General features: G+C 35.1%; 17 protein-coding genes. All 17 read right to left on the reverse strand.

Going from position 1 to position 23,347, the window contains the following annotated elements; translation table 11 throughout:
* Window positions 1-89 precede the first annotated feature (89 nt).
* The 17 genes from BJL90_RS22255 to BJL90_RS21095 all read right to left on the reverse strand — a co-directional run bounded on the left by BJL90_RS22255 (window position 90) and on the right by BJL90_RS21095 (window position 23,279).
* Complete coding sequence (locus BJL90_RS22255) at window positions 90-242, reverse strand: hypothetical protein (protein WP_156894501.1); 153 nt, start codon at window positions 240-242, stop codon at window positions 90-92.
* A complete protein-coding gene (locus BJL90_RS21020; RefSeq protein ID WP_070972761.1) occupies window positions 232-2,193 on the reverse strand; it encodes an ABC transporter ATP-binding protein in 1,962 nt (653 codons plus the stop codon). The genes BJL90_RS22255 and BJL90_RS21020 overlap by 11 nt, the downstream gene beginning before the upstream one ends.
* On the reverse strand, window positions 2,190-3,917 hold the full coding sequence (locus BJL90_RS21025) for an ABC transporter ATP-binding protein (protein ID WP_070972765.1): 1,728 nt from the start codon (window positions 3,915-3,917) through the stop codon (window positions 2,190-2,192). Before BJL90_RS21025 ends, BJL90_RS21020 begins: the two co-directional genes overlap by 4 nt.
* A 130-nt stretch (window positions 3,918-4,047) precedes the next feature.
* Window positions 4,048-4,737: a response regulator transcription factor gene (locus BJL90_RS21030; RefSeq protein WP_070972767.1), complete on the reverse strand. Its 690-nt coding sequence runs from the start codon at window positions 4,735-4,737 to the stop codon at window positions 4,048-4,050.
* A complete protein-coding gene (locus tag BJL90_RS21035) occupies window positions 4,734-6,209 on the reverse strand; it encodes a HAMP domain-containing sensor histidine kinase (RefSeq protein ID WP_070972769.1) in 1,476 nt (491 codons plus the stop codon). The genes BJL90_RS21030 and BJL90_RS21035 overlap by 4 nt, the downstream gene beginning before the upstream one ends.
* Before the next feature lie 270 nt (window positions 6,210-6,479).
* A complete protein-coding gene (anfO, locus tag BJL90_RS21040) occupies window positions 6,480-7,106 on the reverse strand; it encodes a Fe-only nitrogenase accessory protein AnfO (protein ID WP_070972771.1) in 627 nt (208 codons plus the stop codon).
* 211 nt (window positions 7,107-7,317) lie between these two features.
* Window positions 7,318-7,671, reverse strand: coding sequence for an Hpt domain-containing protein (locus tag BJL90_RS21045; RefSeq protein ID WP_070972773.1), 354 nt, complete (start codon window positions 7,669-7,671; stop codon window positions 7,318-7,320).
* Between the two features lie 65 nt (window positions 7,672-7,736).
* Window positions 7,737-8,792: an HD domain-containing phosphohydrolase gene (locus BJL90_RS21050; protein WP_070972775.1), complete on the reverse strand. Its 1,056-nt coding sequence runs from the start codon at window positions 8,790-8,792 to the stop codon at window positions 7,737-7,739.
* Between the two features lie 164 nt (window positions 8,793-8,956).
* Entirely contained in the window at window positions 8,957-11,098 is a 2,142-nt protein-coding gene (locus tag BJL90_RS21055; protein WP_236905098.1) for a response regulator, read from the reverse strand.
* Window positions 11,082-12,197: an FIST signal transduction protein gene (locus BJL90_RS21060; protein WP_070972778.1), complete on the reverse strand. Its 1,116-nt coding sequence runs from the start codon at window positions 12,195-12,197 to the stop codon at window positions 11,082-11,084. The genes BJL90_RS21055 and BJL90_RS21060 overlap by 17 nt, the downstream gene beginning before the upstream one ends.
* Window positions 12,198-12,545: 348 nt before the next feature.
* Complete coding sequence (locus BJL90_RS21065; RefSeq protein WP_070972780.1) at window positions 12,546-14,039, reverse strand: aminotransferase class I/II-fold pyridoxal phosphate-dependent enzyme; 1,494 nt, start codon at window positions 14,037-14,039, stop codon at window positions 12,546-12,548.
* A gap of 244 nt (window positions 14,040-14,283) precedes the next feature.
* Window positions 14,284-17,244, reverse strand: coding sequence for a diguanylate cyclase (locus BJL90_RS21070; protein ID WP_070972782.1), 2,961 nt, complete (start codon window positions 17,242-17,244; stop codon window positions 14,284-14,286).
* Between the two features lie 22 nt (window positions 17,245-17,266).
* Window positions 17,267-18,067 carry a hypothetical protein gene (locus tag BJL90_RS21075; RefSeq protein WP_070972784.1) on the reverse strand — a complete coding sequence of 267 codons (801 nt, stop codon included), beginning with the start codon at window positions 18,065-18,067 and terminating at the stop codon, window positions 17,267-17,269.
* Between the two features lie 277 nt (window positions 18,068-18,344).
* Entirely contained in the window at window positions 18,345-19,577 is a 1,233-nt protein-coding gene (locus BJL90_RS21080) for an efflux RND transporter periplasmic adaptor subunit (protein ID WP_070972786.1), read from the reverse strand.
* A 30-nt stretch (window positions 19,578-19,607) separates the two neighbouring features.
* A complete protein-coding gene (locus tag BJL90_RS21085) occupies window positions 19,608-21,965 on the reverse strand; it encodes an ABC transporter permease (RefSeq protein WP_070972788.1) in 2,358 nt (785 codons plus the stop codon).
* The gene (locus BJL90_RS21090; protein WP_070973488.1) at window positions 21,965-22,675 is read right to left on the reverse strand and encodes an ABC transporter ATP-binding protein; all 711 of its coding nucleotides are present in this window, start codon (window positions 22,673-22,675) and stop codon (window positions 21,965-21,967) included. The genes BJL90_RS21085 and BJL90_RS21090 overlap by 1 nt, the downstream gene beginning before the upstream one ends.
* A gap of 19 nt (window positions 22,676-22,694) precedes the next feature.
* Complete coding sequence (locus tag BJL90_RS21095) at window positions 22,695-23,279, reverse strand: TetR/AcrR family transcriptional regulator (protein WP_070972790.1); 585 nt, start codon at window positions 23,277-23,279, stop codon at window positions 22,695-22,697.
* Window positions 23,280-23,347: the final 68 nt, after the last annotated feature.

Here is a 23,347-nt window from a genome sequence, read left to right on the forward strand (position 1 = left end):
TGTGAGGTTTTTAAAAATCCGTCTGACCAGTCAGTCAGAAACAAAAACAAACTATCTCTTAACCTATTTATCTATTATAACAACCAATTCTAAATTGTTGGTAAAGAAATTATTAAATATTTCTTAAGCTTCTTCCGTAGATCTACCGGTTGCCCATCATAAGAACCAGTGTCTGACACATCTGGTTGCACTGGTTCTATCTCCTTTGCTATTATAACACTACGATAAAATTTACGCTTCATTACCATGACTACTAGTAAACTGGCTGTTATAAAGTTCTGCATAAAATCCTTTCTTCTCTAATAGCTGCTGATGGGTGCCTTGCTCGATGATATCTCCATGATTCATCACAAGGATTAAATCTGCTCCTCGTATCGTTGATAGTCTATGGGCAATCACAAAATTTGTTCTACCCTCCATCAATCTAGTCATCGCTTTTTGTATAAGCACCTCTGTCCTTGTATCAACGCTGCTGGTGGCTTCATCAAGAATCAATATCACAGGGTTAGCAAGTATTGCTCTAGCAATTGTTAAAAGTTGCTTTTGCCCTTGAGATAGATTAGAAGCTTCTTCGTCCAGCACAGTATCATATCCTTCTGGTAACCTTCTTATGAAATAGTCTGCATGAGCTGCTTTAGAAGCCGCTATGATTTCTTCTTCACTGGCATCCTGTCTTCCGTAAGCTATATTCTCCCTAATGGTACCATGAAATAACCATGTATCTTGCAATACCATACCAAACATACTTCGGAGATTCCCACGCTTTAAATCTCTGATATCAATACCATCTATCGTAATGCTGCCACCCTTTATTTCATAAAATCGCATCAGTAAATTAACAAGTGTAGTTTTTCCAGCCCCCGTCGGTCCGACGATTGCTATTGTTTCCCCCTTCTTTACTTCTATGTTCATATCCTTTATTAAAAGATCATCTTCTTTGTAACCAAACTGAACATGTTTAAAACCCACTTCCCCTTTTGGCATTTTGATGACTTTTGCATCCTTTTGATCCTGAACTTCTTCCGTCTCGTCTAATAGTTTAAAGACCCGCTCTGCTGATGCAACGGTGGACTGTATAATGTTGGTTATATTTGCCGTCTGCACAATTGGATGTGTAAACTGCCTTGCATATTGAATAAAAGCCTGGATATCACCAATTTGAATTCTCTGCATTACAACAAAAACACCACCAACCACACAAATCAACACATAGCCTATATTATTTACAAAATTCAATAAAGGCATAATAATACCAGAAATAAATTCTGCCCGCCATCCTGCATCATAAAGTCTTTCATTGATCTCATCAAAAACGCTAATAGACTTTTTCTCATGTCCAAAAACCTTGACTTCTTTATGTCCAGCATACATTTCTTCTGCATGTCCATTCAACTCTCCTAAAACCGCCTGTCTTGCCACAAATAATCTTTGTGACTTCTTAGCTATTGTTATTGTTACCACACCTGAAAGTGGTAAAGTTATGATGGCAATCAATGTGAGTACTGGACTGATGGTTAACATCATAATAGCAACACCAGCTAAAGTGACAATAGCAGTAATCAACTGGGTTAGACTCTGCTGTAGTGTATTCCCTACATTATCTAAGTCATTGGTAATACGACTTAATATCTCTCCATGGGTATGGGCATCAAAATACCTCAAAGGTAACCGAGCTAATTTATCATTAGCCTCCCTCCTCATTTTATAAACAGTTTTTTGTGCTATCCCTGCCATAATGTATCCAGTAGCAAAGCTGAAAAGTGCACTTAAAATATATAGGCCAATGAGTATTAAAATAATTTGCCAAATATAATTAAAATCTATGCTGGGGACAGGCTGTGCCCTCAACTGGCTTATAAATTCAATATCTGCTCCTCTTTCAATGGCAGCTTCTATATTGTTAAAATAATTCATTCTCTTCATTAAATCTTCAGCTATTTTGTTGGTAGCAGCTCCCATTAACTTAGGACTAAGAATATTAAACACGGTGCTTAAGATTGCTAGAAAAAATACCATAACTAGCTTTACTCTATGGGGCTTTAAATAGCCTATGAGTCTTTTCAATGAATTTTTAAAGTTCGTAGCCTTTTCAACTGGCCTTGCCATAGCAAAACCTCCACCAGGCCCACGTCCTCCTCCAAAACCCCGGCCCTCTCCAGTACCGTGGTTACTAGGTTTTCCTTCTTTCTTCATGCTAATTCCTCCTCAGTAAACTGGGAAGCTACAATTTCTCTATAGACGCTGCAGGTCTTTAATAAATTCTTATGTTTGCCTATTCCTGCAATCTCACCTTGATCCAGTACAATAATTCTGTCCGCCTCCATAATCGTGCTTACCCTTTGTGCAACCATGATTACTGTGGCATCTCCTGTTTCTTTTTTAAGCGCTGATCTTAACCTAGCATCTGTTTTAAAATCTAGTGCTGAAAAACTATCATCAAAAATATATATCTCCGCTCTTCTAATCAGCGCTCTAGCTATGGAAAGCCTTTGTTTTTGGCCTCCCGAAACATTGGCGCCTCCCTGTGCAATTTCTGAATCAAATCCCTTTTCCATGCTGGAAATAAATTCAGATGCCTGTGCTATCTCAGCTGCATGTTGTACCTCTTCCTCTATCGCATCTTCTTTTCCAAACTTTATATTTTCCGCAACACTACCGCTAAAAAGCAATACTCTTTGTGGAACAAATCCAATTTTTCCCCTCAAAGTTTCTTGGGGTATTTCCCTTACATCAACACCATCTATAAGCACCGCTCCCCTATCAACATCATAAAAACGTGGTATAAGATTAATTAGTGTGGATTTACCTGAACCAGTGCCCCCAATAATCGCTGTTACTTCTCCTGGGTTTGCTTTAAAGCTGATATTTTTAATGGCTGGTTTCTCTGCACCGGGATAGCTAAAACAAACATTCTTAAACTCTAAATATCCTTTTTCTTTTCCCAATTTTTTAGGCTTTACAGGATCATTAATCTCCGGTTCCATGTGAAGCACCTCATTAATTCTAACAGCAGAGGCCTCTCCCCTCGGAATTAGTACAAACATCATTGAAAACATCAGCAAAGCCATCATGATTTGCGTTGCATACTGAAGAAATGCCATCATATCTCCTATCTGCAAATCTCCTAGATCGATCCTCCTACTTCCAAACCAAATAATTGCTACACTGGTGAGATTCATAATTAGTGTAATAATAGGCATCATACCTGCCATAATTTTGTTGGCTTTTATTGTGGTATTGGTTAAATCAAGATTTGCTTTATCAAAACGTCTCCTTTCATCATCAATGCGGTTAAAAGCACGTATTACCCGTATACCTGTAAGGTTTTCACGAGAAACCAAATTCAACTTGTCCAACTTATTTTGTATGACTTTAAATAAAGGAATCACTGTTTTTCCGACGATCCCGATAAAAACTATTAGAATCGGTAGAGCAATGGCAAGTAGGGTAGTTAGCCTCCGATTCATAGATATCGCCATGATCACGCCACCAATCCCCATCATAGGAGCACTAACCATCATTCTAAGCATCATGATGAGTACTGTTTGGACTTGCGTAATATCATTGGTGGTTCTAGTAATAAGAGATGCTGTTCCTATCTTATCAAATTCGTTTAAGGAATAACTTTGCACCCTAGAAAAAACCCTACTGCGAAGGTTTCTGCTAAAACCCATGGCAACTTTGGAAGATAGAAAACTGCTTACGATAGCAGCGATAGCTCCCCCTCCAGCTACCACCAGCATAACTCCTCCTACCCTCCAAATATAACTTATATCTCCAGGAATCATCCCTTTGTTTACGATATCAGCCATTAATGTTGGTAAATATAAATCAGCAATAGACTGAATAAAAACAAGGGCAAAAATTCCAAAAATCGAAATTCCAAATGGCTTTAAATGCCTAAATAACTTAATCATTCCTCATCCTATCTCCTATCACTTTAAGTTATGATCTTTACAACTTTTATAAAATGAGGCTTAATCCAGTGGGCATTTTTATGCCCACTGAATTATAACCGAATTTACTTCAAGGCAGGCGTGTTTGATCCTACACTTCAAACCTATACCCTACTCCCCAGATTGTTTCAATGTATTGAGGATTTGAAGGATCTACTTCTATTTTTTCTCTTATTTTTCTGATATGAACCGTAACAGTTGAAATATCTCCTTGCGAATCCAATCCCCATAGTTTCTCAAATAGTTCTTCTTTTTTAAATACGCGATTCGGGTTCGATGCTAAAAACATCAATAAGTCAAATTCCTTGGTTGTTAAAGTAACCTCTTTACCATTTATATACACTCTTCTAGATTTTTTATCAATCGTAAGTCCTCTTATCTCAATCTCATCCTTTGTTACCTTGCTATCTCCTGTCAATCTTTCATACCTCGAAATATGTGCTTTCACCCTTGCCACTAATTCACCTGGACTAAAGGGCTTTGTCATATAGTCATCTGCCCCTAGGCCCAATCCCCTTATTTTATCAATATCTTCTTTTTTAGCTGAAACCATAAGGATCGGTGTGTTTTTCTCATTTCTAATCTGCCGACATATCTCAAAACCATCTACTTTTGGTAGCATTAGGTCTAATATAATTAGATCATAATTCTGATTGACTGCCCTAAACATACCTTGATCGCCACTATTTTCAATTTCTACTTGAAAACCATTTATCTCAAGATAATCCCTTTCAAGTTCAGCAATACTGATATCATCTTCTATAATTAAAATTTTTTTCATTCTATATCACCACTTCTATGTTTTTTTAGGGTAAAAAATATGCTGGTTCCTATACCTTCAGCACTTTCAGCCCACATTGTTCCCCCATGTTCTTCAATGATTTTTTTCGCTATAGAAAGGCCTAAACCACTGCCACCCGTTAAAGCATTTCTAGAAGGATCAGCTCTATAAAACCTATCAAATATGAAGGGTAAAGCTTCCTTTGAAATACCTTGTCCAGTATCTTTAATTTCTATCTGTACTTGATCTTTATTTTCTTCAAGCATAATATCGATTATGCCCTCTGGCTTGTCTGTATACTTTACTGCATTTTCAATAATATTTACAATAACCCTCTTAATCTGCATTACATCTACTATGACAAATACAGGTGCATCAATTTTATAATGATATTTTATCGTCATCTTTTCTTTTTCTAGGTCAAACTGCAATTCCTCAACTAAGTCTAAAAAATATTTTGTCACATCAATACTACTTAAATGCAGGGGAAACTTATTTAAATCCAGTTTAGAGAATAAAAACAAATCATCGATTAATCGATCTATATCCACCGCCTTCGTATAGATTCTATGAATATACTTTTCCATTTTTTCTGGTGTATCTGCAACACCATCCCTAATGCCTTCAACATATCCCTTAATGGTTGTAATCGGGGTTTTTAAATCATGGGATATGTTTGAAAAAAGTTCTTTTCGATTTTCTTCGTATTGCAGCTGTTTATCCAGTGAATACTTTAACCTTTTTCTCATTTCTTCAAAGGCTCGAGACAGTTCCCCTATTTCGTCTCTTGTGTTGCTAATCACTTCAAAATCTAAGTCTCCTTCTTTAATCCTATTGGCAGAATCCTTTAGCTTATTTAAAGGTTTAACAATACTCCCCGCTACGAGATAGGTTAAAGTACCGTTGGTGATTATAAGAATAACAACAATAGTTATCGTAAGGATACTGACTATCTCTTGAAAGGCTTTTTTCATGGGTTCAATATTCGTTATTAAAAACACACTACCTTCAGTTTTATCTGAAAAATAAAAATCCTGCTGACTCAACCTTAATTCATCAGATGAGCCCTTCTCCAAGAAAATAGCTCTATCATAAGCATATTCACCAAACTGTGGAAGAACTACTTTTTTCACCTCTTGTTGCAATATCTTGCTACTATAAATAATTTCATGATTTTTTCTTACTATAAGTCCAGTGTTAAAGCCAATCAGTTGTTGCTCTATTTTCTTTAAAAATCTCTCATCTTCCAAATCATCAGGAGAACGCAAAGAAATTTTTTTAATATGTGAGAAAAATCTTTCTCTCTCTATCATTCCCTGTCTAAGGGTGTGTATCTTACCAACACCAGGATAGTCTTTATAAAAGTCCTCCATATAATAAAATCCCGCAAATATACCTACGATAACTGTTAAAAGCGTTGGTACTAAAAGCAGAGCTATATAAGATAATAACAGTCTAAATTTTATGGACATAAATCTCCTCCAGAAGTCTTCTTCTATCTATATACATAATTCCTTTACTAATTTAATTATATACAATCATTATAAACTGTCCATAAAGTATTTCTTAAATTTTTCTAAAGAGAAGAGAGATGCCGCTATTTTATAAATATTTAAGATGTTGGAAATGTAGACAAAAGTATATTGATGGTGAAAAATAACATATTTTTAGCTCTTTTCTGACTTGGACCTTTTTAAATCTTTGTCAGAAAAGAGCTTTTATCTTTATTACTTTGCAGATAATCAATCCATACATGTCTTTTTATACACAAGGATATGATAATCTCCGTTTTCTTTTTTATCAATATTTGCCTTTAAATTAAGCTTCTGAAATTCTCCTTCAAACCATTTAGGTATATGGGCGCAAATAACCTTTAATTCATAAAAGCTTTGGTTTCTAAGAAAAAAAAGCAATGCCTGTTTAGAGGTAATTCCTGTACTACTTTGTTGTAGTGTTTTAAGGTCTATAAAATAATATCCTTTTTTGTCTGTCTCTACAGGTCCTAAAATTTCCTCTTCTCCGCTGCCTTCTGCAACATCTTCTTCTTTTTCCAATATAGTATCTAGGAACATCTCTGGTTCGCCATCTAGCTCCCACAAGCTAAATCCTTCTGTATCCAATACAGTATATATCAAACCAGTAATTTCTTTTGCAACAAAAATTTTACAGCTGTCTCCTAAAGTTCTTACCAGTTCTGCAAGGCTTCTTCTTACACCTGCCATGCCTTTTGTACTATCAAGACTGAAAGAAAACGTCTTGACGACGCGCCATTCTCCCCCAACCTTTTTATAAACGTTGACCCATCCTGATTCGAAAAGAACAGAAGTATGCTTACTATCATCTAAAAAAACTGCAATTTCCCTACTCATATTCCTCTCCTCCTTTTTTAAAAGTTAAAATTTAGTGAATAAAAAAAAACACAGTGGAAGGATTTCCACTGCACACCTTTATGCATATTTAAATATGATTTTATTATGATAAACAAAATATAGGATAAATCATTATAACATGTTTGTGTTGTTTTTTCAATTCTGAATTTTCGTACTAATCCACGTAACAATTATAGAAGCCATTGAATTTCTATTCTAACGCAGGATTTTTTGTAAAAGCTTTCTCTATCACTTCTCTTGCTATGTAGTATAATCTTGCAATCTCATGTACACCTAACTTACTTTCTTCTACAATGTTTTTTTTCAACAATATATCTAATTCATGTGCCTTATCATAAACACCTTTAACAAATAAATTGATTGATATTCCCTTTATATTATGTACCACACTTTGAAGGGCTTGATAGTTTTCAACTTCTACAAGCTCTTTCATAAGGAGAATATTCTCCTCCATCTCTTTAAAATACTCTTCATACAAAATCACTAAATCTTCAGCTCCTATGCCCATTTCCTCTATTACTGTTTTCATGTGAAAGTCATTCATTTTTTAACCTCCCCAGTACTGAAAGCTCAGATGATTTATCCTACATGTTATAAATTATTATAATATCATTCATATGCCTTCTTAATTCTTATGATTTGCGGCAATATTTTCATAAATATCTCCAATAGTTTAGGTTCAAAATGACTACCCTTCAATTTCAACATTTCATTAACGGCAACATCAATACTCCAAGCATCTTTATAAGGCCTTGGGGTAGTTACAGCATCAAAGAAATCACATATCGCTACAATTCTACCCTCAATAGGAATTTCTTCTCCTTTTAGGCCCTTAGGATAACCACTGCCATCATATTTCTCATGGTGGGTATAAGCGATTGTTTCTGCCATTCTAATAAGCTGAGATCTGCCTCCTGAAAGTATCCTGCCACCTATATCAGCGTGGCTTTTCATGATCTCCCACTCCTCTTCTGTTAGTTTTCCTGGTTTTAAAAGTATACTATCAGGTATTGCTACCTTACCTATATCATGGAGGGGGGCTGCATGAAGCAGTATCTGCGTACAGGCCCCATCCATCCCTAAAATTCTTGCCACTATTTCTGAATATTTGCCCACCCTTATAATATGATTCCCTGTATCATTGTCTCTAAACTCACCAACGATAGCAAGACGCCTGGCTATTTCTAGTTCAGACTTTTTAAGTTCTTTCGTTCTTTGTGCTATTTTTCTCTCTAAATCTTCATTTTGTACTTCTATTTTCTTTTGCAACAATTTGACTTCTAAAATATTATGTATTCTATTTAGTACTTCCCTTTTATTGAAGGGCTTGCCCAAAAAATCTCTAGCTCCCTCCTGCAAAGCTTTATTCCTACTCCCCATATCATCCTTGGCAGTAAGAACTAATATCGGTAAATAACTTTTTCTTTCTATTGACTTTAGTTCTTTTATCACTTCAAAACCGTCCATATGGGGCATGTTTAAATCTAACAACACAATATCTGGATGAATAACAGAATACATTTCAACTGCTTCCTTAGGATCTGTAGTGGTATAAATATTTCTATAGCCTTCCTTCTGTAAAATCTTTTCCATGAGCATTACATTGGTACGCATGTCATCTATAATTAGTATTTTTGCACTTAAAATATTATGTTTTTCTATCATACAAAGACACTCTGGATTGTATATCCTTTTATTGCATAAGACCTCTTCACTTATGCAGCTTGAGCCAAAGCCATGTCTCACTCCTTCATTAAATCAGATAACTAATTTTCTACGATGAAAATGGAGAGTAGCTATCTAATTTTTTTCTATTTCTATAGATTTATTTACTCAATATATTTTTCTACGATTTCCTGCAGTTCTTTCTTCCTTATAGGTTTGGACATATAATCATCCATACCTGCCGCTATACACTTTTTTCCATCCCCCTCCATTGCGTTGGCAGTAATAGCTATAATGTATATATGTTCTCCTGTATTTTTTTCTATACTTCTAATATGCTCTGTGGTTTCATAGCCATTCATCTCTGGCATTTGTACATCCATCAAAATCAAACCTATCTTTTGTTTTTTACTTTTTAATATTTGTAAAGCTTCTTTCCCATTATACGCATGGATTACTTTGTAACCTAAATTTTTTAAAATCAAACTAGCAAGTTTTTTATTGATTTCATTATCTTCTACTAAAAGTATTGTAGCTTTTATTTTAGAAGCATTCACCGCTGGAATTTTGTCCTCTTGAGAAGTCACCTTCAATGTTTTGTCATAATTTTCCGAACCTTCCCAGCTATATCTTCTACAATGAGTAATTTTGCTTAATAATTGGAAAGGTTTAATAGGTTTAACGATACAATCAATCTTTTTATCCTTAAAAACTTTTCTTATTTTTTTTTCTTCTGCTATCGTATTAATCAGGATAATGTCAGAAGTTCTTCCTAGATAGCCTTCCTTTAATAAAGCTTTATACAAATGAACGCCCTCTATTGTTATTATGACTGCATCAAACATATGATTTAAGAGAATATTTTCCCTGTGTTTTATACTACTTCTTTTATCGATAACCTTAATCTGCAACTGCCAACTGCTTAGTATAGCACCCAAACATTCATAATCCTTATTACCTTCACAAATGACTAGTACATGCATGCCTTGTATGTATGAAAATTGATTGTCTCTCAATTTTATGGCATTTTCCTGAAGCTGCAGGTTTACAGTAAAGAAAAATTCACTTCCCCTTCCCATACAACTTCTAACATCTATCCTTCCCCCCATCAACTCTACTAATTGTTTTGATATAGCCAGCCCTAGGCCTGTCCCTTCATATTTTCTGTTTGCTGAAGCATCAATTTGACTAAAACTTTTGAAAAGTTTCCCCTTTTTTTCCTTAGGTATGCCTATACCAGTATCGATAATAGAAAACTTTATAAGTGCTGTGTCTCCCTTCAAGTTTTCTAATTTTATATCAACACAAACTTTTCCTTTTTCTGTAAACTTAATGGCATTTGATATAAGATTGATGAGTACTTGCCTTAACCTTACAGGGTCACCAATAACAGCATAGGGTATCTTTTTATCTATACTTAATATAAAACCTAAACCTTTTCCATAGGCTTTAATAGATAAAAAGTCCACTACTTTTTCCACCGTATCAATAAGATCAAAATTCATTTCACTTAATTCTAACCTTCCGGCTTCGATCTTAGAAAAGTCTAAAACATCGTTTATCATGGTAAGAAGAGCCTCAGAAGAAGTTTTTATAATCTCCACATACTTCTTTTGCTCTTTATCGAGATTTGAAGTCAATAACATCTCCGTCATACCTATAATACCATTCATAGGCGTTCTTATTTCATGACTCATGTTGGCTAGAAACTGACTTTTCGTTTCATTGGCACTTTCGGCTATCTCTTTAGCCTTTTTTAAATCTTTTTCTGTCTTTTTTCTAGCGTCCACTTCTTTTAAAAGTTTCTTATGTACCATACATGCCTTTAAGGAAGTAGCAAACTTTTTCACTACGTCTCTTAGTTGATTTAACTCTTTTGTATTAAAGGCTTCTTTTCTCTTGCTGCAGTACAGTTTTAATACGCCTATATCGTCTAACCTGTAGATAATGTAAACACCTTCAGTAACATCCTTTTCCAGTATAAGCTGAGGGAATATTTCACTCGTATATGCCACCGAATAGTAATCTTCTGAACCAAACAATGCAAAAAGCATATTATTATTCTGCATGCGATCTATGTCTATTCTAAATTTAGGCTTACCATAAACAAGTCTATATTCCTCTTCCTTTTCTTCTTCAACCTTTAACCATACTGAAGCAAAATCTAGATTTTTTCTACTTAAAAGTACTTGTATAAAAGACTGGCATTCTTCTTCTATATCCAAAGATTTCCCTATATTCAAAGAAAGTTCATATAGCAATGCTATCTCTTTCATAATATCACAAAAATTATTCATATAGCACACCTGCAACAATTGTTTTATTAAAAAACTCAAGAATCCCCTGTCCATGGGAAGATATCTCTCCTAAAGTCAGTATACCTTCTAAGATAAGGTTACTGTCGATAGACACTAAACTGCTTTTTATACTATGCAGCTCCTTTTCGAAGTTATCTTCTAAAAATAATGCTCGTGAAGTACAATCAACGACTAAAGACTCTACATTTTGATAACTATGGTTTAGCTTGCAATCATCTACAGCCTGACTGGCAGCCTTTATAAGGCCTTCTGGCACTCCTTTTAAAATATATAATAATGAATGATCTGGTATTTCTCCAACACATATTAAGTCCCCTTGATGATTTGTTAAAATAGGATCCCTAACGATGTCTTCACTATCTTCTTTATGTATGCCAAAGGGATAGTTTTTTGCGACGTCAAAGAAATTTTTCATAGATATTTTCACATTGGTATCGCCTTCTACAACTGCTCGATAAACATGGAAGGCTTTATCCCAGTTTAGTTCATGGATGATGCTGTTGTTAACCTTTGAAGCTACTATAGGGCCCATAATCCTTTTCCAACCATGCCTTACCCCTAAATTGCTCTTTTTATCTATAAAAGCTATAACAGCTGCATTTTGATGATACCCCTTATTTGTAAAAACGCATCTCTTTGGTTGGAAAGTAAGAGAGCCTGCTCCACCACCTATATAATTGACGGAATTCCCTAATGTGCAGAAAAGTTCTGACAAAAACACTGAAATATTCGGCATCAGGCCATCCACCAATAGGATAGCAGTGGACTTATAAGGATGGTTTCTCAATCTTTCAAGAATTTTTTCATTAAGCAAAACATCTTTTAGATCCTTAATGAGCACTGGGCTTACTAATACAGGAAGAATTTTAATAATGATTCCATCTTCATACTTTTTTTCTCCATAAATTACTGCAGGAAAAATTCCACCACAAAATTTTGTATTATATTTATTGAGTGCTTTAATGAATTGAGGAATATCAATCAAATACTTTTCCCCAATAAGTATGAGAAGCATTTCATTTCTTTTCACTTTTAAGTTAGCTATTTCCTGGACAATTTGCTTAAGCTCTAATCCTTTAATGAACAAGATCGTCCCCCCTTTTTAGTTAACTCAAAATCTATGAAACTTTGCCTATGTATTTTGGCATGCCGGAATCACCCTTACTAAACCAGTTTAATCTTCCATATATATTATTTTGACATCACAGCATAAAACTCCTTTTTATTTAATTAAATAAAACTTGATTTCCTTCGCAAGTACTACTTTTATATTTTTTGACCGCTTTTACACCTTCTATATCCAAAAATTGTACCATTTCTATACTAGAACAACCATGCTACAGATAACTTCTTGCCTAATGCAAAAAACCAGCTTCTCATGATAGAAACTGGTTTTTAACACCTCATAAACTTCTTGATAAAGGGATTTTAAATTTTACGCAGAGGTTATTACATTTAACCTTTTATGATCATTCACTACTTTAATAAAATTAACTTCAGGGTCATCTGTCCCTTGAACATACAATCCAGCATCTTTAAGGGCCTTTACATATTCTACAATTTCATCGGTGATAATCTCACCGGGGCAAAGCACCGGAATTCCTGGAGGATAAGTTAATAGAAATTCTGCACTAATCTCTCCAACACTGTCCTCTAATTCAATAGAAATCGTATTGCCATTAAAGGCATCCCTGGGTGAGAGCATCCGTAAAGGAATCTTTGGAATACTCATGATATCTATTTTATTTTTTCCACTGTTGCTACAGTTTTTACTTATTTCTCTTAAAGCTACTAGCAAGGCATCTACTTTTTCTTGTGTATCCCCTATTGAAAATACACAAAGTATATTATATAAATCAGACATTTCAGGCTGGATAAAGTACTTTTCAGCAAGGATTCTTTCAAGCTCATGACCTGAGATACCAAGATTTTTACAAGTAATGGTTATTTTTGTTGGGTCAAAATCATAAGCACCCTCCATGCCTACTACCTCTTCACCAAAACAAAATAAACCTTCTATGTTATTAATTTCAGCTCTAACATATTTGGCTAGTTCAATCGTTTTATCTAAAAGCGCTTTTCCTTCTGTTACCATCTGCATTCTTGCAACATCTAAAGAGGCCAGAAGAATATAAGATGGACTTGTGGTTTGAAGAAGGCTCATGACAGTCTTTACTCTATTTACGTCTATTAGCCCTCTTCTTACCTGAAGCATCGAGCTTTGTGTAAGTGAGCCAATAATCTTATGCGTACTTTGGGCACACATATCGGCACCAGCATCCATAGCGGATATAGGCAGTTTGTCGCTAAAATGTAAGTGTGGTCCATGGGCTTCATCAACAATCAAAGGAATATCGTAGCTATGAACAATATCAGCAATCTCTTCAATATCTGTTGAAACACCATAATAAGTTGGATTGATAATTAAAACTGCCTTGGCATCTCTGTTTTGTTCTAGTGTTGTTTTAACAGTTTCAGGCGTGACATTCAATGCAACACCTACATTACTGTCAATCTCTGGTTGCATATACACTGGCATAGCACCACTCAATATAATACCAGCAGTAACTGACTTATGAACATTTCTAGGAACAAGAATTTTATCTCCCTCTCCTACAACACTCATAATCATGGCCTGAATTGCTCCAGAGGTACCATGAACACAAAAAAACGTATCATCTGCATTATTTGCATCAGCAGCAAGCTCTTGAGCTTCTTTTATAGCTCCAGTTGGTTTATGAAGGCTATCTACCTGTTTAAATACAGTAACATCAATAGCCATTACATTTGTTCCGATAAAGTCCTTAAATTTGTTTACCATTCCTTGCCCCTTTTTGTGACCTGGCACATGGAAGGGTATAGTGTCATTATTTACATAATCCAATAGGGCATCAAATAATGGAGTTTTTGTTTGGTCATATTTGTACATTTATCAACACCAGCCTTTCCTTGTTTTGTTTCAAGAAAAAAAAGCCCCTACTTCGTTGCATTAGTTTTGGGCTTTTGCAGAGCGCGCTATAGGCTTTTTATATTTAAATTTCTTAGACAATTATAAAATAAATTGATTAAAAATACAATATTTTTTAGATAATTTTACTTTATAACTTTGATTTTTTTTATTTGTTTATGCTATAGATATGCAGCTCTGCATTCTAATATGCTAGAAATTCTATTTAAAGCATGATTTCTACCCTATTCTTCCCGCCTTCCTTTGCCTTATATAATGCTTTGTCCGCCATCATATATATTTCCTCTATTGATTCGGTAGTTTTAGCAGCTTGAGCAACACCTGAACTAATAGTAAAGTATATTTCTTTGTTTTCTTCAATTTTCACTGGTTTTTTACTTATATTTACTCTTATCTTCTCAGCTACCTTTACTGCATTGTGTAAAGCTGTATTAGGCAGTATTAAGGAAAATTCTTCTCCACCATATCGTCCAAAGATATCTGTTGATCTTAATACCTCTTTACACCTGGAAACCAGTTCAATAATCACATGATCTCCTACAGCGTGCCCATACTTATCATTGATTTTTTTAAAATTATCAATATCCAGCATAACAATAGAAAAGACTTTGTTTTCTTCTCGATACTGATTGAAAATCAATTCAGCCAGCTCAGACATACGTCTTCTATTGAAAATACCTGTTAGTGGGTCTATCGCTGATTGTTTTATTGCATTTTTCATCGTGATTAGTGTTTTTATCCTTGCTAAAAGCTCCTGTTTTTCGAAGGGCTTTACGATATAATCATTGGCACCGCATTCAAAACCCATGCATATCTTACTTAGCTGACTGTTGGCAGTCAACATTAAAACAGGCAGTTCTATAAGGGAGTACTTTTCTCTAATTTTTTCACATACTTGATAACCTGACATTCCTGGCATCATCACATCAAGAATCACTAAGTCTAAATCTATCTCATCAATAAGCTTTAGTGCCTCTTCTCCACTTAGCGCTGTTACTATATAGTAGTTATTTAAAGTCAATTGATTCACCAGTACCTGTATATTGATTGTTTCATCATCTACAACAAGAATTTTGGCTTTATCTTTATCCTCCTGCTTTTCTAAACTCACCGCCGTTTGTTCCAATAGGAACTGTCGTTTCAACACTGACTTTGTTTCTTTATCCTTTTCTAAAATATGAGAACTTATCGGTAAGGTAAAAATAAATTTTGATCCCTTGCCTTCAATAGACTCACATGTAATCTCACCACCATGAAGCTCAACAAGCTTTTTGGTGATACTTAAGCCTAAACCTGTTCCACTATGCTGTCTTGATGTGGAGGTGTCTATTTGTTCAAAGGATTCAAAGATTTTTTCTGTTTTATCGTGAGGAATGCCAATACCCGTATCCTTTACGATTACTTGTACGAAATTTCTTTTCACCTCTGCGTCTACAGAGATTTCTCCTTGTTTCGTAAACTTCACAGCATTACCTAATAAGTTATACATAATCTGTTGCAGGCGATCTTCATCTGCATAAACATTAGGTATATCTTTTGAAATTTGGTTTTTTATTAAAACACAGTCTCTTTTCTGCGTCATTTTAAAGACCGTCAGTATTGTCTCTATAAGCTCATACAAATTGATTGTCCCAAGGGATAGCTTAATGTCACTATGCTTTAGCTTTGAGTAATCCAGTATATCATTTACAAGATTACTCAATCTCCTGGCACTTGCAGAAATAATAAAAAGATTTTTCTTCACTGCATCCGTTACCTCTCCTGCTGCCCCTTCAACAAGGGATTCTGTAATGCCTATAATCCCGTTTAGAGGTGTTCTCAGTTCATGGGAGGTATTGGCCAAAAACTCATCCTTTAATTCATTGAGAGATAAAAGCTTCTTAGAAAGGCCCTCTACCGACACAAAGGCATTAGCAAATATTTTTGATAGTATTAGTGCTAAGATAAAGGCTAAGGATACGATAGAAAATGTACTCAAACCATAAAATGTCATCAAGGAAGGCATTTTATTTACATACAATATATCGTTAATTAATGCGATAGTGGCAAAAAACATCCCTATCAGCATAATCTTCGCGCCTTCTCTTCTTTTTATCGCAGCTCGTATTAATACAAATGTACAGTAAAGTGAACTCATTAGGATTAAAGCGTTGGTTAAATTTTTTAAATAATTAAATTGATAATAAGGAATAGCTATGAATATCATAAGTTTTAGCAAACTGTAACCTTTAATGGATTTCAACACTTTGTTTGAAAATTCATTTGGAAAAAGAGAATGTATAAAGTTGCACAAATAAATTACACCGAAAATTCCTCCTACATAGTTAACATAATGAAATAAACAAAAGCCTATATCTATGAAGTTAGTTATTACAACAGAGTAGCTTGTAACAAATGTTCTTACTGCCATAACAATACATAGCATACCAAAAAACATTGCATATTTTTTTTTGGGTAAAAATAGATATAGCACGGTATGATATAAACCTAAAACAATCATTGCACTAAAAAGAAACATATCGCGCAAAAGATTATTCGTATGCTTTGCTAGTATACGAGAATATTCTCCTAAATAAATAGGATCATTTACTACATGATCTCCTTCATTCAGAACATTTAAAATAATTTCAAATTCTTCAGGCATAGAACCGATGTGAAAAATCTTATTTTTAATTCCTTCAGCTCTTTCATTTTTTGAATTAAAACCTGCTGTTTCACTGATGACTTTTTTATTGATAATGAGCCTATAGGAGGTTAAGCTATAGGGAAGAAAAATACCTAAGTCAAGATGCTGCATATTTTGTGACTTAATTCTTAATCGATAAGTACTATAACCTGCTCCTCTAATAGTTTCTCCTGGAAGGTTGATATAATCAGATATTTCAAGCTCGTCCCTTCTTTTTGCAAAATCTGCATCATCTAGCAATTGGTTATGATACAGCTCCCACTCACCCTTTAGCTCAATAAAACCCTGCTGTTCATAATCCAAATTACTTATATCAAGCATCCCTTTTTGGGCAGGCGGTATATTTGCATCAGCACTGATATATTGCATTTTGGTAAACATCATAAAAAGGCCAGCAAAACAACTAATCAATACCAAATAAGCTATGTACTTATCATACAAGTCATAAAATTGATCCCACCTATCCTGTATTTTCAACATCCTCACCTTCTAAGTTAAAGTATCAAAGCTGTAATCTCCCTAATTTTTCTAGATCAGGAGATTTTTCAATATCCTTTGGCGTTACACAGGCTGAAACTGGATCTAAAGGGAGTGCGTGCATCGTATTTTCTTCCTGCTTTACTTTACGCCATACTTCCATAAATTTTTGCTTTGCCTGTATCAGTTCTTTATCTAGTTCCTCTACCACTTCATTGGTGCTTTCTATCTTCAAAGCTTCTTTATCTAATATTCCCTTGAAATCCTCTAGGGTTAAGGCTTCAATAGTTAGCTGGTATTTTTTTTCTGAATCAGCTTCATCAAAGCATCTGTATACCAATTCAGAGCACACCATAGGTGTAGTACCCTTGTCCAATAGCTTAAAAAGGTAGGCTGTAGCATTATCTAAGATACTTCTCATGATTTTTTTGCTGGTGATGTCCAATGGGATTTCTCTAGTAATTCCTAAAATAGCTAAAAAAATAAGATGATCAAAAGCATACTTTGTTTTTTCATCTACATAGTGCTGACCTACACTAATTATCGGTTGATAGGGGTATTCTTTTTCCCCTAACTTATGATTCTTTTTATTAAATCTAAAAACGTCTATAAAAATTTCACAACTTAGTATATCTGGTGCTGTTTTTAATATTCCTTTTTGTGTTGCTTGAATAACATAATGATTATCGCCTTCCTTTCCTGCATATAACGCTGCATGACTATAGGTTCCTCCATCAAAAAGAAGAATCAGGTCAGATAACCATCCTTCACCTCTGCACAAAAGCACATCTCCAGGATATAAGTCATCAAACTTTATATTTTTCATAAGTTTTCCCCCTTTATCAAATTCATAAGCTATTTACCCTTATAGCATCACCTATGGTTGTATTTTAGAAAAAGCTTAATCCTACATAATAATATTAGTATCATGATATCATTTTTTGAGATAAAAGTACATAATCTTCCAATTTTTTATAATGTTCCCACAAGAATATACTTATAATAAAAAATTCAAAAAAATCATCAACGTCCACGGGAAAATTTTATTCCTACAGACGTTGATATGGCTTGATTATACACCATCTATCCTTTTTGCTTTGAAGTTAAAGTGGTTGAATACTTATCCCTTCCTTTAATTTTTCATCTGGAGAGATGATGATTTCCTCTCCTTCCTGCAATCCACTAATCACTTCTACCAACCTTTGACTCTCCATCCCTTTTTGGATCTCCCTTAAAACAGCTGTATTGTTTTCATTCACAAAGACATAGGTTTTTCTATCCTTTTGAAACACTGCATTTTCAGGTATCAATAAAACATTTTCTTTGCTATCGGTGATGACTTTTATATCTAAGTCATAGCCAGGTCTAAGATTCTCTATGCTATCCTCCACCTGAATCTCTATCTTTACTCTTTTTTGTTCAATCCCTAAGTCAGATATTTTGCTAAAGGCTTGGGGATGGATTTTTCTTACACTGCCTTTTATTCCTTCTATTCCTAAATCTTTATTGGTGATCTCTACAGGTGTTTCTATCTCTATCTTCCCTATCTCCCCCACTAGTATATCACTTTCTAGATATAACTGACCTTTATCCCCTAGTTCCATGATATGTGCTCCTGGCTGTAGATAGCTCCCCACATCTACTTCCTTCATCATCACAGTACCACGCATGGGGGCATAAACAACAAAATCTTTGGCCTGTCTTGCAAGCTCTTGTATTTGAAGATCAAATTGTCGTAATTGTGCCTCATACCGAGGGGCGATATTGGGTGATATGGGTTCTTTTATGAGTTCTAAGTCCAATTTTATTTTTTCAAGACTGTTCATTTCTGTATCTAGAAGCAATACAGCGCTTTGATACTCTTCATTGCTGATGGCACCTGCTTCATAAAGTTTTTTGCTATTCTCTAGCTTTCTTTGCGCCTCTGCTACATTTCTTTCCTGCGCTGTCAGAAGCAGTTCTAGCTTTTCTATTTCTTTCTCATTGACAGGCTTTATGGCCTCATGATATTGTGCCATTATCGCAGCTTTTTGAGCCTCCAATAACATTTTTTGCTCTGAAAGCTGTTGTGCATCTATTCGTACCAATACATCTCCTTTTTCCACTTGGTCTCCTAGCTTTACCTGTACTGCTGTCACTTTGCCAGCCGTAGGGGCATAAACACTTTCCTGATTTTCCATCATCAAAGTTGCTAGCTCCTCCACATATTCACTGATGTTCCCCTTTTCTACTGTTGCTACCGTCACCTCGATTGCTTTATTTCTATTCATCATAAAAAATCCAATTACAACCATCACACTCAAGACACCTATTATTCCTATCATCTTCTTTTTCACTTTACTCACATCCCTTACGTAAAATATAGGCTAAGAAACTCTATTTTTTAAAGCATCCATGAAGTTTAAACGATAAATTTTTCGCATCGTAGCCAGTTGTGCAATAATAACAAAAAGAATCGTAGCTATGGTTGTAAAGATATAACTGCTTGGAGCAATAACCAAGGGAATACTAAATAAATCCGTTGAAAGAGCAGAAACAATGCCAGCACACATGCCATAACCTAAAGGTATTCCTAAAAGAATCCCTAAAAAAGTCATCAAACCATTTTCCCTCGTGATCATTTTATAGATTTCCTTTTTATCGAAACCCATCACTCTTAAGGAAGAAAACTCCATAAGCCTTTCACTAATACTGATAATGGTGATATTATAGACAATGGCAAATCCCAAAATTCCTCCAAATAGCATCAATACTCCAACAGAATAAATCATCATATCCATAAATTCTAAAAAGCTGTTTTTCATATCCTCCACTGATTGTATTTGTTGGATATTTTTTACGTTTTGTAGCTTCAACACTACCTCATCTCTTGAATCCATCAACGCTCCAGTAATCGCACCTTTTTCACCTAGCAAACGATTGATTGCTTCAATATCCATATAGGCATTGGTTCCTAAATATTGTTCAACAATCCCTTTTACTTCAACAAACTTATCCTCTTGATCCGGCATAAAGTTTTTGATTAAAATTTCATCCCCTATGCCAACACCTAAAATGTCAGCTAATCTCTCCGCCAAAATAATACCATTGCTAGGCAAGGTTACTGGATACCCCTCAGGACTTTCAAAATGATAAAATTCCGTATCCCTTGGAAGACCAATGACACTGACTGCTTTTTTTCTCCACCCATTTCTTAATTCAAAAGGAATCTCCGTCTTAGGTTCTATACGATCTATCTCAATCACTTGAGATAATTCCCTCAACACACTGTTGTTCATAGGCTGGGCAAAGTCGATGTTATAGTCCATCGTTTGAAATTCCCCATATTGCAACATAAATATATTTGTCCATACAGAGGACATAAAAATCGGCACCATGGTAATTGCATAGGTTAAAGCAATCCCTACCACTAGAAATACAGCCCTTTTTTTATTTCTTAATAGATTTCTAATCACCATTTTCCAACTAAAAGAGATATTATTCCAAATAAATTTTACTTTTTCTAACCAAATTCTCCCGCCTGTTTTAGGGGCCTCCGGTCGCATAGAATCTGCCGGTAAAATTTTCAAAACACTTCTAGCTCCCATCAATCCGGATAACACACAAAATCCACTGGTTAAGAGAATACCATAGACAAAATAAATAAAATAAACCTCCATCTGAAACATAGGGATGTTCATATACAATATATATAAGTTAGTAAAGGCCTGAGAAAGGGGTAAACTTAAGAGTATGCCAATAACAGATCCTACGAAACCCATGATTAAGGAAAATTTCGTATAATGTCCCAGTATACTAAAATTGCTATAGCCTAAGGCCTTCATTACCCCGATAGACATCCTATCGTTTTTTACAATTCTAGAGAGGATAATGTTAATGATCACTGCTGCCACGATTAAAAATAATAGCGTAATAGCAGTAGCCATGGTTTCTAGCTGTTCTACCTCCTCCATCATCATGCGGTGACTTAGCTGATCCTCTCTTTTTATGGTGCGCTTCACCCCATAGCGATCTAATTGATCCTCTATCTCATCAAGGATACGATCTATACGATGGCTATGCTGTTGATCTATTTTAATCATGATCTCATTATAGCTGCCTTGATAGCCTAAAACCGATTGCGCAAAGTCCTCTGTTACATAAATCACCCCGAACTTTTCCGGTGCTGGCAACAAGGTTTGTTCATTTTCCATCAAATAAATATATTCAGGACTTCCTACGATGCCTATTACATCCAGTGGATACTCTTTTCCTGCAATATAAGGTACAATCTTATCTCCCAGCATAATTTCTCTAGCATCAGAGAATTGTTGTAACACCACTGTGGCCTTGGACGCCTCCTGCAGATCTTTTCCCTCTATGATATATAGGTCATTCATCGGCTGAGGTTCTTGTGGAAGAGAGACAATTCTTACCCTTACTTTTTCTTTTGGATCCTCTACCCTTAAAGGAACATCACTACTGACCCTCCCCTGTGCCACCTCTACCCCTTCTATGGTGTGGAGTTGATCTATTGCAGACTTTGGCACTCTTACTACTTCTATGAAAACATCGCCAAAGTTTGTAACTTCATAATAGTGAAATATAGTGTTATATAAGTTATCTGCCACCATACTAAAAGACACATAGATGGTTAATGCTAAAACAATCATGACTGCAGTAGAAATAAACTGCCCTTTAGCATTCTTGATTAATCTAAGTAGCCTTATATCTAATTTTTTCATCACCACTCAATCCCTTCAGGGTGAATTGGATGCTCATTTACCTTTGTCTCAATAATTTCTCCACTCCGCATCTTAATCACACGATCTGCCATTGCCCCAATAGGTACGTTGTGGGTAATAATGACAATGGTTTTATTATATTTTTGATTGATTTCTCTTAATAGTGTTAAAATCTTTATTCCCGTCTGGAAGTCAAGGGCACCTGTAGGTTCATCGCATAATAACAAAGCAGGATTTTTTGCTACTGCCCTGGCAATAGCCACCCGTTGTTGTTCACCACCACTCATTTGGGCTGGAAAATGCTCTCTTCGATCCCCTAGACCCACCGCCTCCAGCACCTCATCAACATTTAAAGCATTTTTGCAGATTTCTGTAGCCAATTCTACATTTTCCCTGGCAGTTAAATTCGCCATGAGATTATAAAATTGAAAGACAAAACCTATTTTTTCTCTACGATAAGCGGTCAATTTTTTGTCATTATATTTAGTAATTTCCTCTCCCTCCATAAAAACCTTACCTTCAGTAGGTACATCCATGCCTCCTAGGATATTTAAGAGGGTACTTTTACCGGAACCGCTGGCCCCCAATATAACAACAAATTCTCCTTCATATAATTCAAGAGATACCCCCTTCGTAGCAGCTACCGTCACCTCTCCCATTTGATAAAGCTTGCTTATATTCTCCACCTTCATTAAAACACTATTTTTCATACTGTTTTCCATAGCGTTTTCACCTCTTCCCCCCTAAAAGTCCGTACTTTAGAAAGTCATAAAAAGCTGATGTGATTCCTTCGATTTCCTCCTTCGTGTTTATTTTGTTAAAATATTTTTCTCCAAAAGTTTCCACCATCATAATCAGCATATCTACTATAAAAGATACATTGACCTCTCTGATTTCTCCCTTTTCTACACCCTCCTTGATAATTCTTTCAAACATGATTCTACTGATTCGATACTTTTCTTCCAGCAGTTTTTCTGTAACATAAGGAATTGACATCACATCCTTATAAAAAGCCAGGGAATAGTTCTTAGAGGCTTCCATATTATAGCTCATTAAAAAATCTATTTTCTCTAAAGTTCCTGGTATTTTTCCCATTTCTTCTTCTATCAGTGCCGTACCTTTTTGCATCATGCTTAGCACAACCTCCATAAAAAGTGCTTCCTTTGAAGAAAAGTGTTTATAAATGGTCATCTTGCTGATTCCTGCAGCTTCAGCAATCTCATCCATGGAAACCGCCTTATAGCCCAACTTTGCAAACAATTCTTCTGCCTTTTCCATAAGTCGATTGTATTTTATTTCACTTTGGGTTGTCATTTTTTCCCTCCTGTATCAATGAATAATAACAAATTGTACTTTTATACCTTTGTAGTATAGTTTTATTA

Source organism: Clostridium formicaceticum (assembly GCF_001854185.1).
Lineage (GTDB): Bacteria > Bacillota > Clostridia > Peptostreptococcales > Natronincolaceae > Andreesenella > Andreesenella formicacetica.

What these genes read in the sequence shown, in the direction of transcription:
- BJL90_RS22255 (WP_156894501.1), bottom strand. Translation starts at nt 242, where the DNA reads ATGAAGCGTAAATTTTATCGTAGTGTTATAATAGCAAAGGAGATAGAA.
- BJL90_RS21020 (WP_070972761.1), bottom strand. Translation starts at nt 2,193, where the DNA reads ATGAAGAAAGAAGGAAAACCTAGTAACCACGGTACTGGAGAGGGCCGG.
- BJL90_RS21025 (WP_070972765.1), bottom strand. Translation starts at nt 3,917, where the DNA reads ATGATTAAGTTATTTAGGCATTTAAAGCCATTTGGAATTTCGATTTTT.
- BJL90_RS21030 (WP_070972767.1), bottom strand. Translation starts at nt 4,737, where the DNA reads ATGAAAAAAATTTTAATTATAGAAGATGATATCAGTATTGCTGAACTT.
- BJL90_RS21035 (WP_070972769.1), bottom strand. Translation starts at nt 6,209, where the DNA reads ATGTCCATAAAATTTAGACTGTTATTATCTTATATAGCTCTGCTTTTA.
- anfO (WP_070972771.1), bottom strand. Translation starts at nt 7,106, where the DNA reads ATGAGTAGGGAAATTGCAGTTTTTTTAGATGATAGTAAGCATACTTCT.
- BJL90_RS21045 (WP_070972773.1), bottom strand. Translation starts at nt 7,671, where the DNA reads ATGAATGACTTTCACATGAAAACAGTAATAGAGGAAATGGGCATAGGA.
- BJL90_RS21050 (WP_070972775.1), bottom strand. Translation starts at nt 8,792, where the DNA reads ATGATAGAAAAACATAATATTTTAAGTGCAAAAATACTAATTATAGAT.
- BJL90_RS21065 (WP_070972780.1), bottom strand. Translation starts at nt 14,039, where the DNA reads ATGTACAAATATGACCAAACAAAAACTCCATTATTTGATGCCCTATTG.
- BJL90_RS21070 (WP_070972782.1), bottom strand. Translation starts at nt 17,244, where the DNA reads ATGTTGAAAATACAGGATAGGTGGGATCAATTTTATGACTTGTATGAT.
- BJL90_RS21075 (WP_070972784.1), bottom strand. Translation starts at nt 18,067, where the DNA reads ATGAAAAATATAAAGTTTGATGACTTATATCCTGGAGATGTGCTTTTG.
- BJL90_RS21085 (WP_070972788.1), bottom strand. Translation starts at nt 21,965, where the DNA reads ATGAAAAAATTAGATATAAGGCTACTTAGATTAATCAAGAATGCTAAA.
- BJL90_RS21090 (WP_070973488.1), bottom strand. Translation starts at nt 22,675, where the DNA reads ATGAAAAATAGTGTTTTAATGAAGGTGGAGAATATAAGCAAGCTTTAT.
- BJL90_RS21095 (WP_070972790.1), bottom strand. Translation starts at nt 23,279, where the DNA reads ATGACAACCCAAAGTGAAATAAAATACAATCGACTTATGGAAAAGGCA.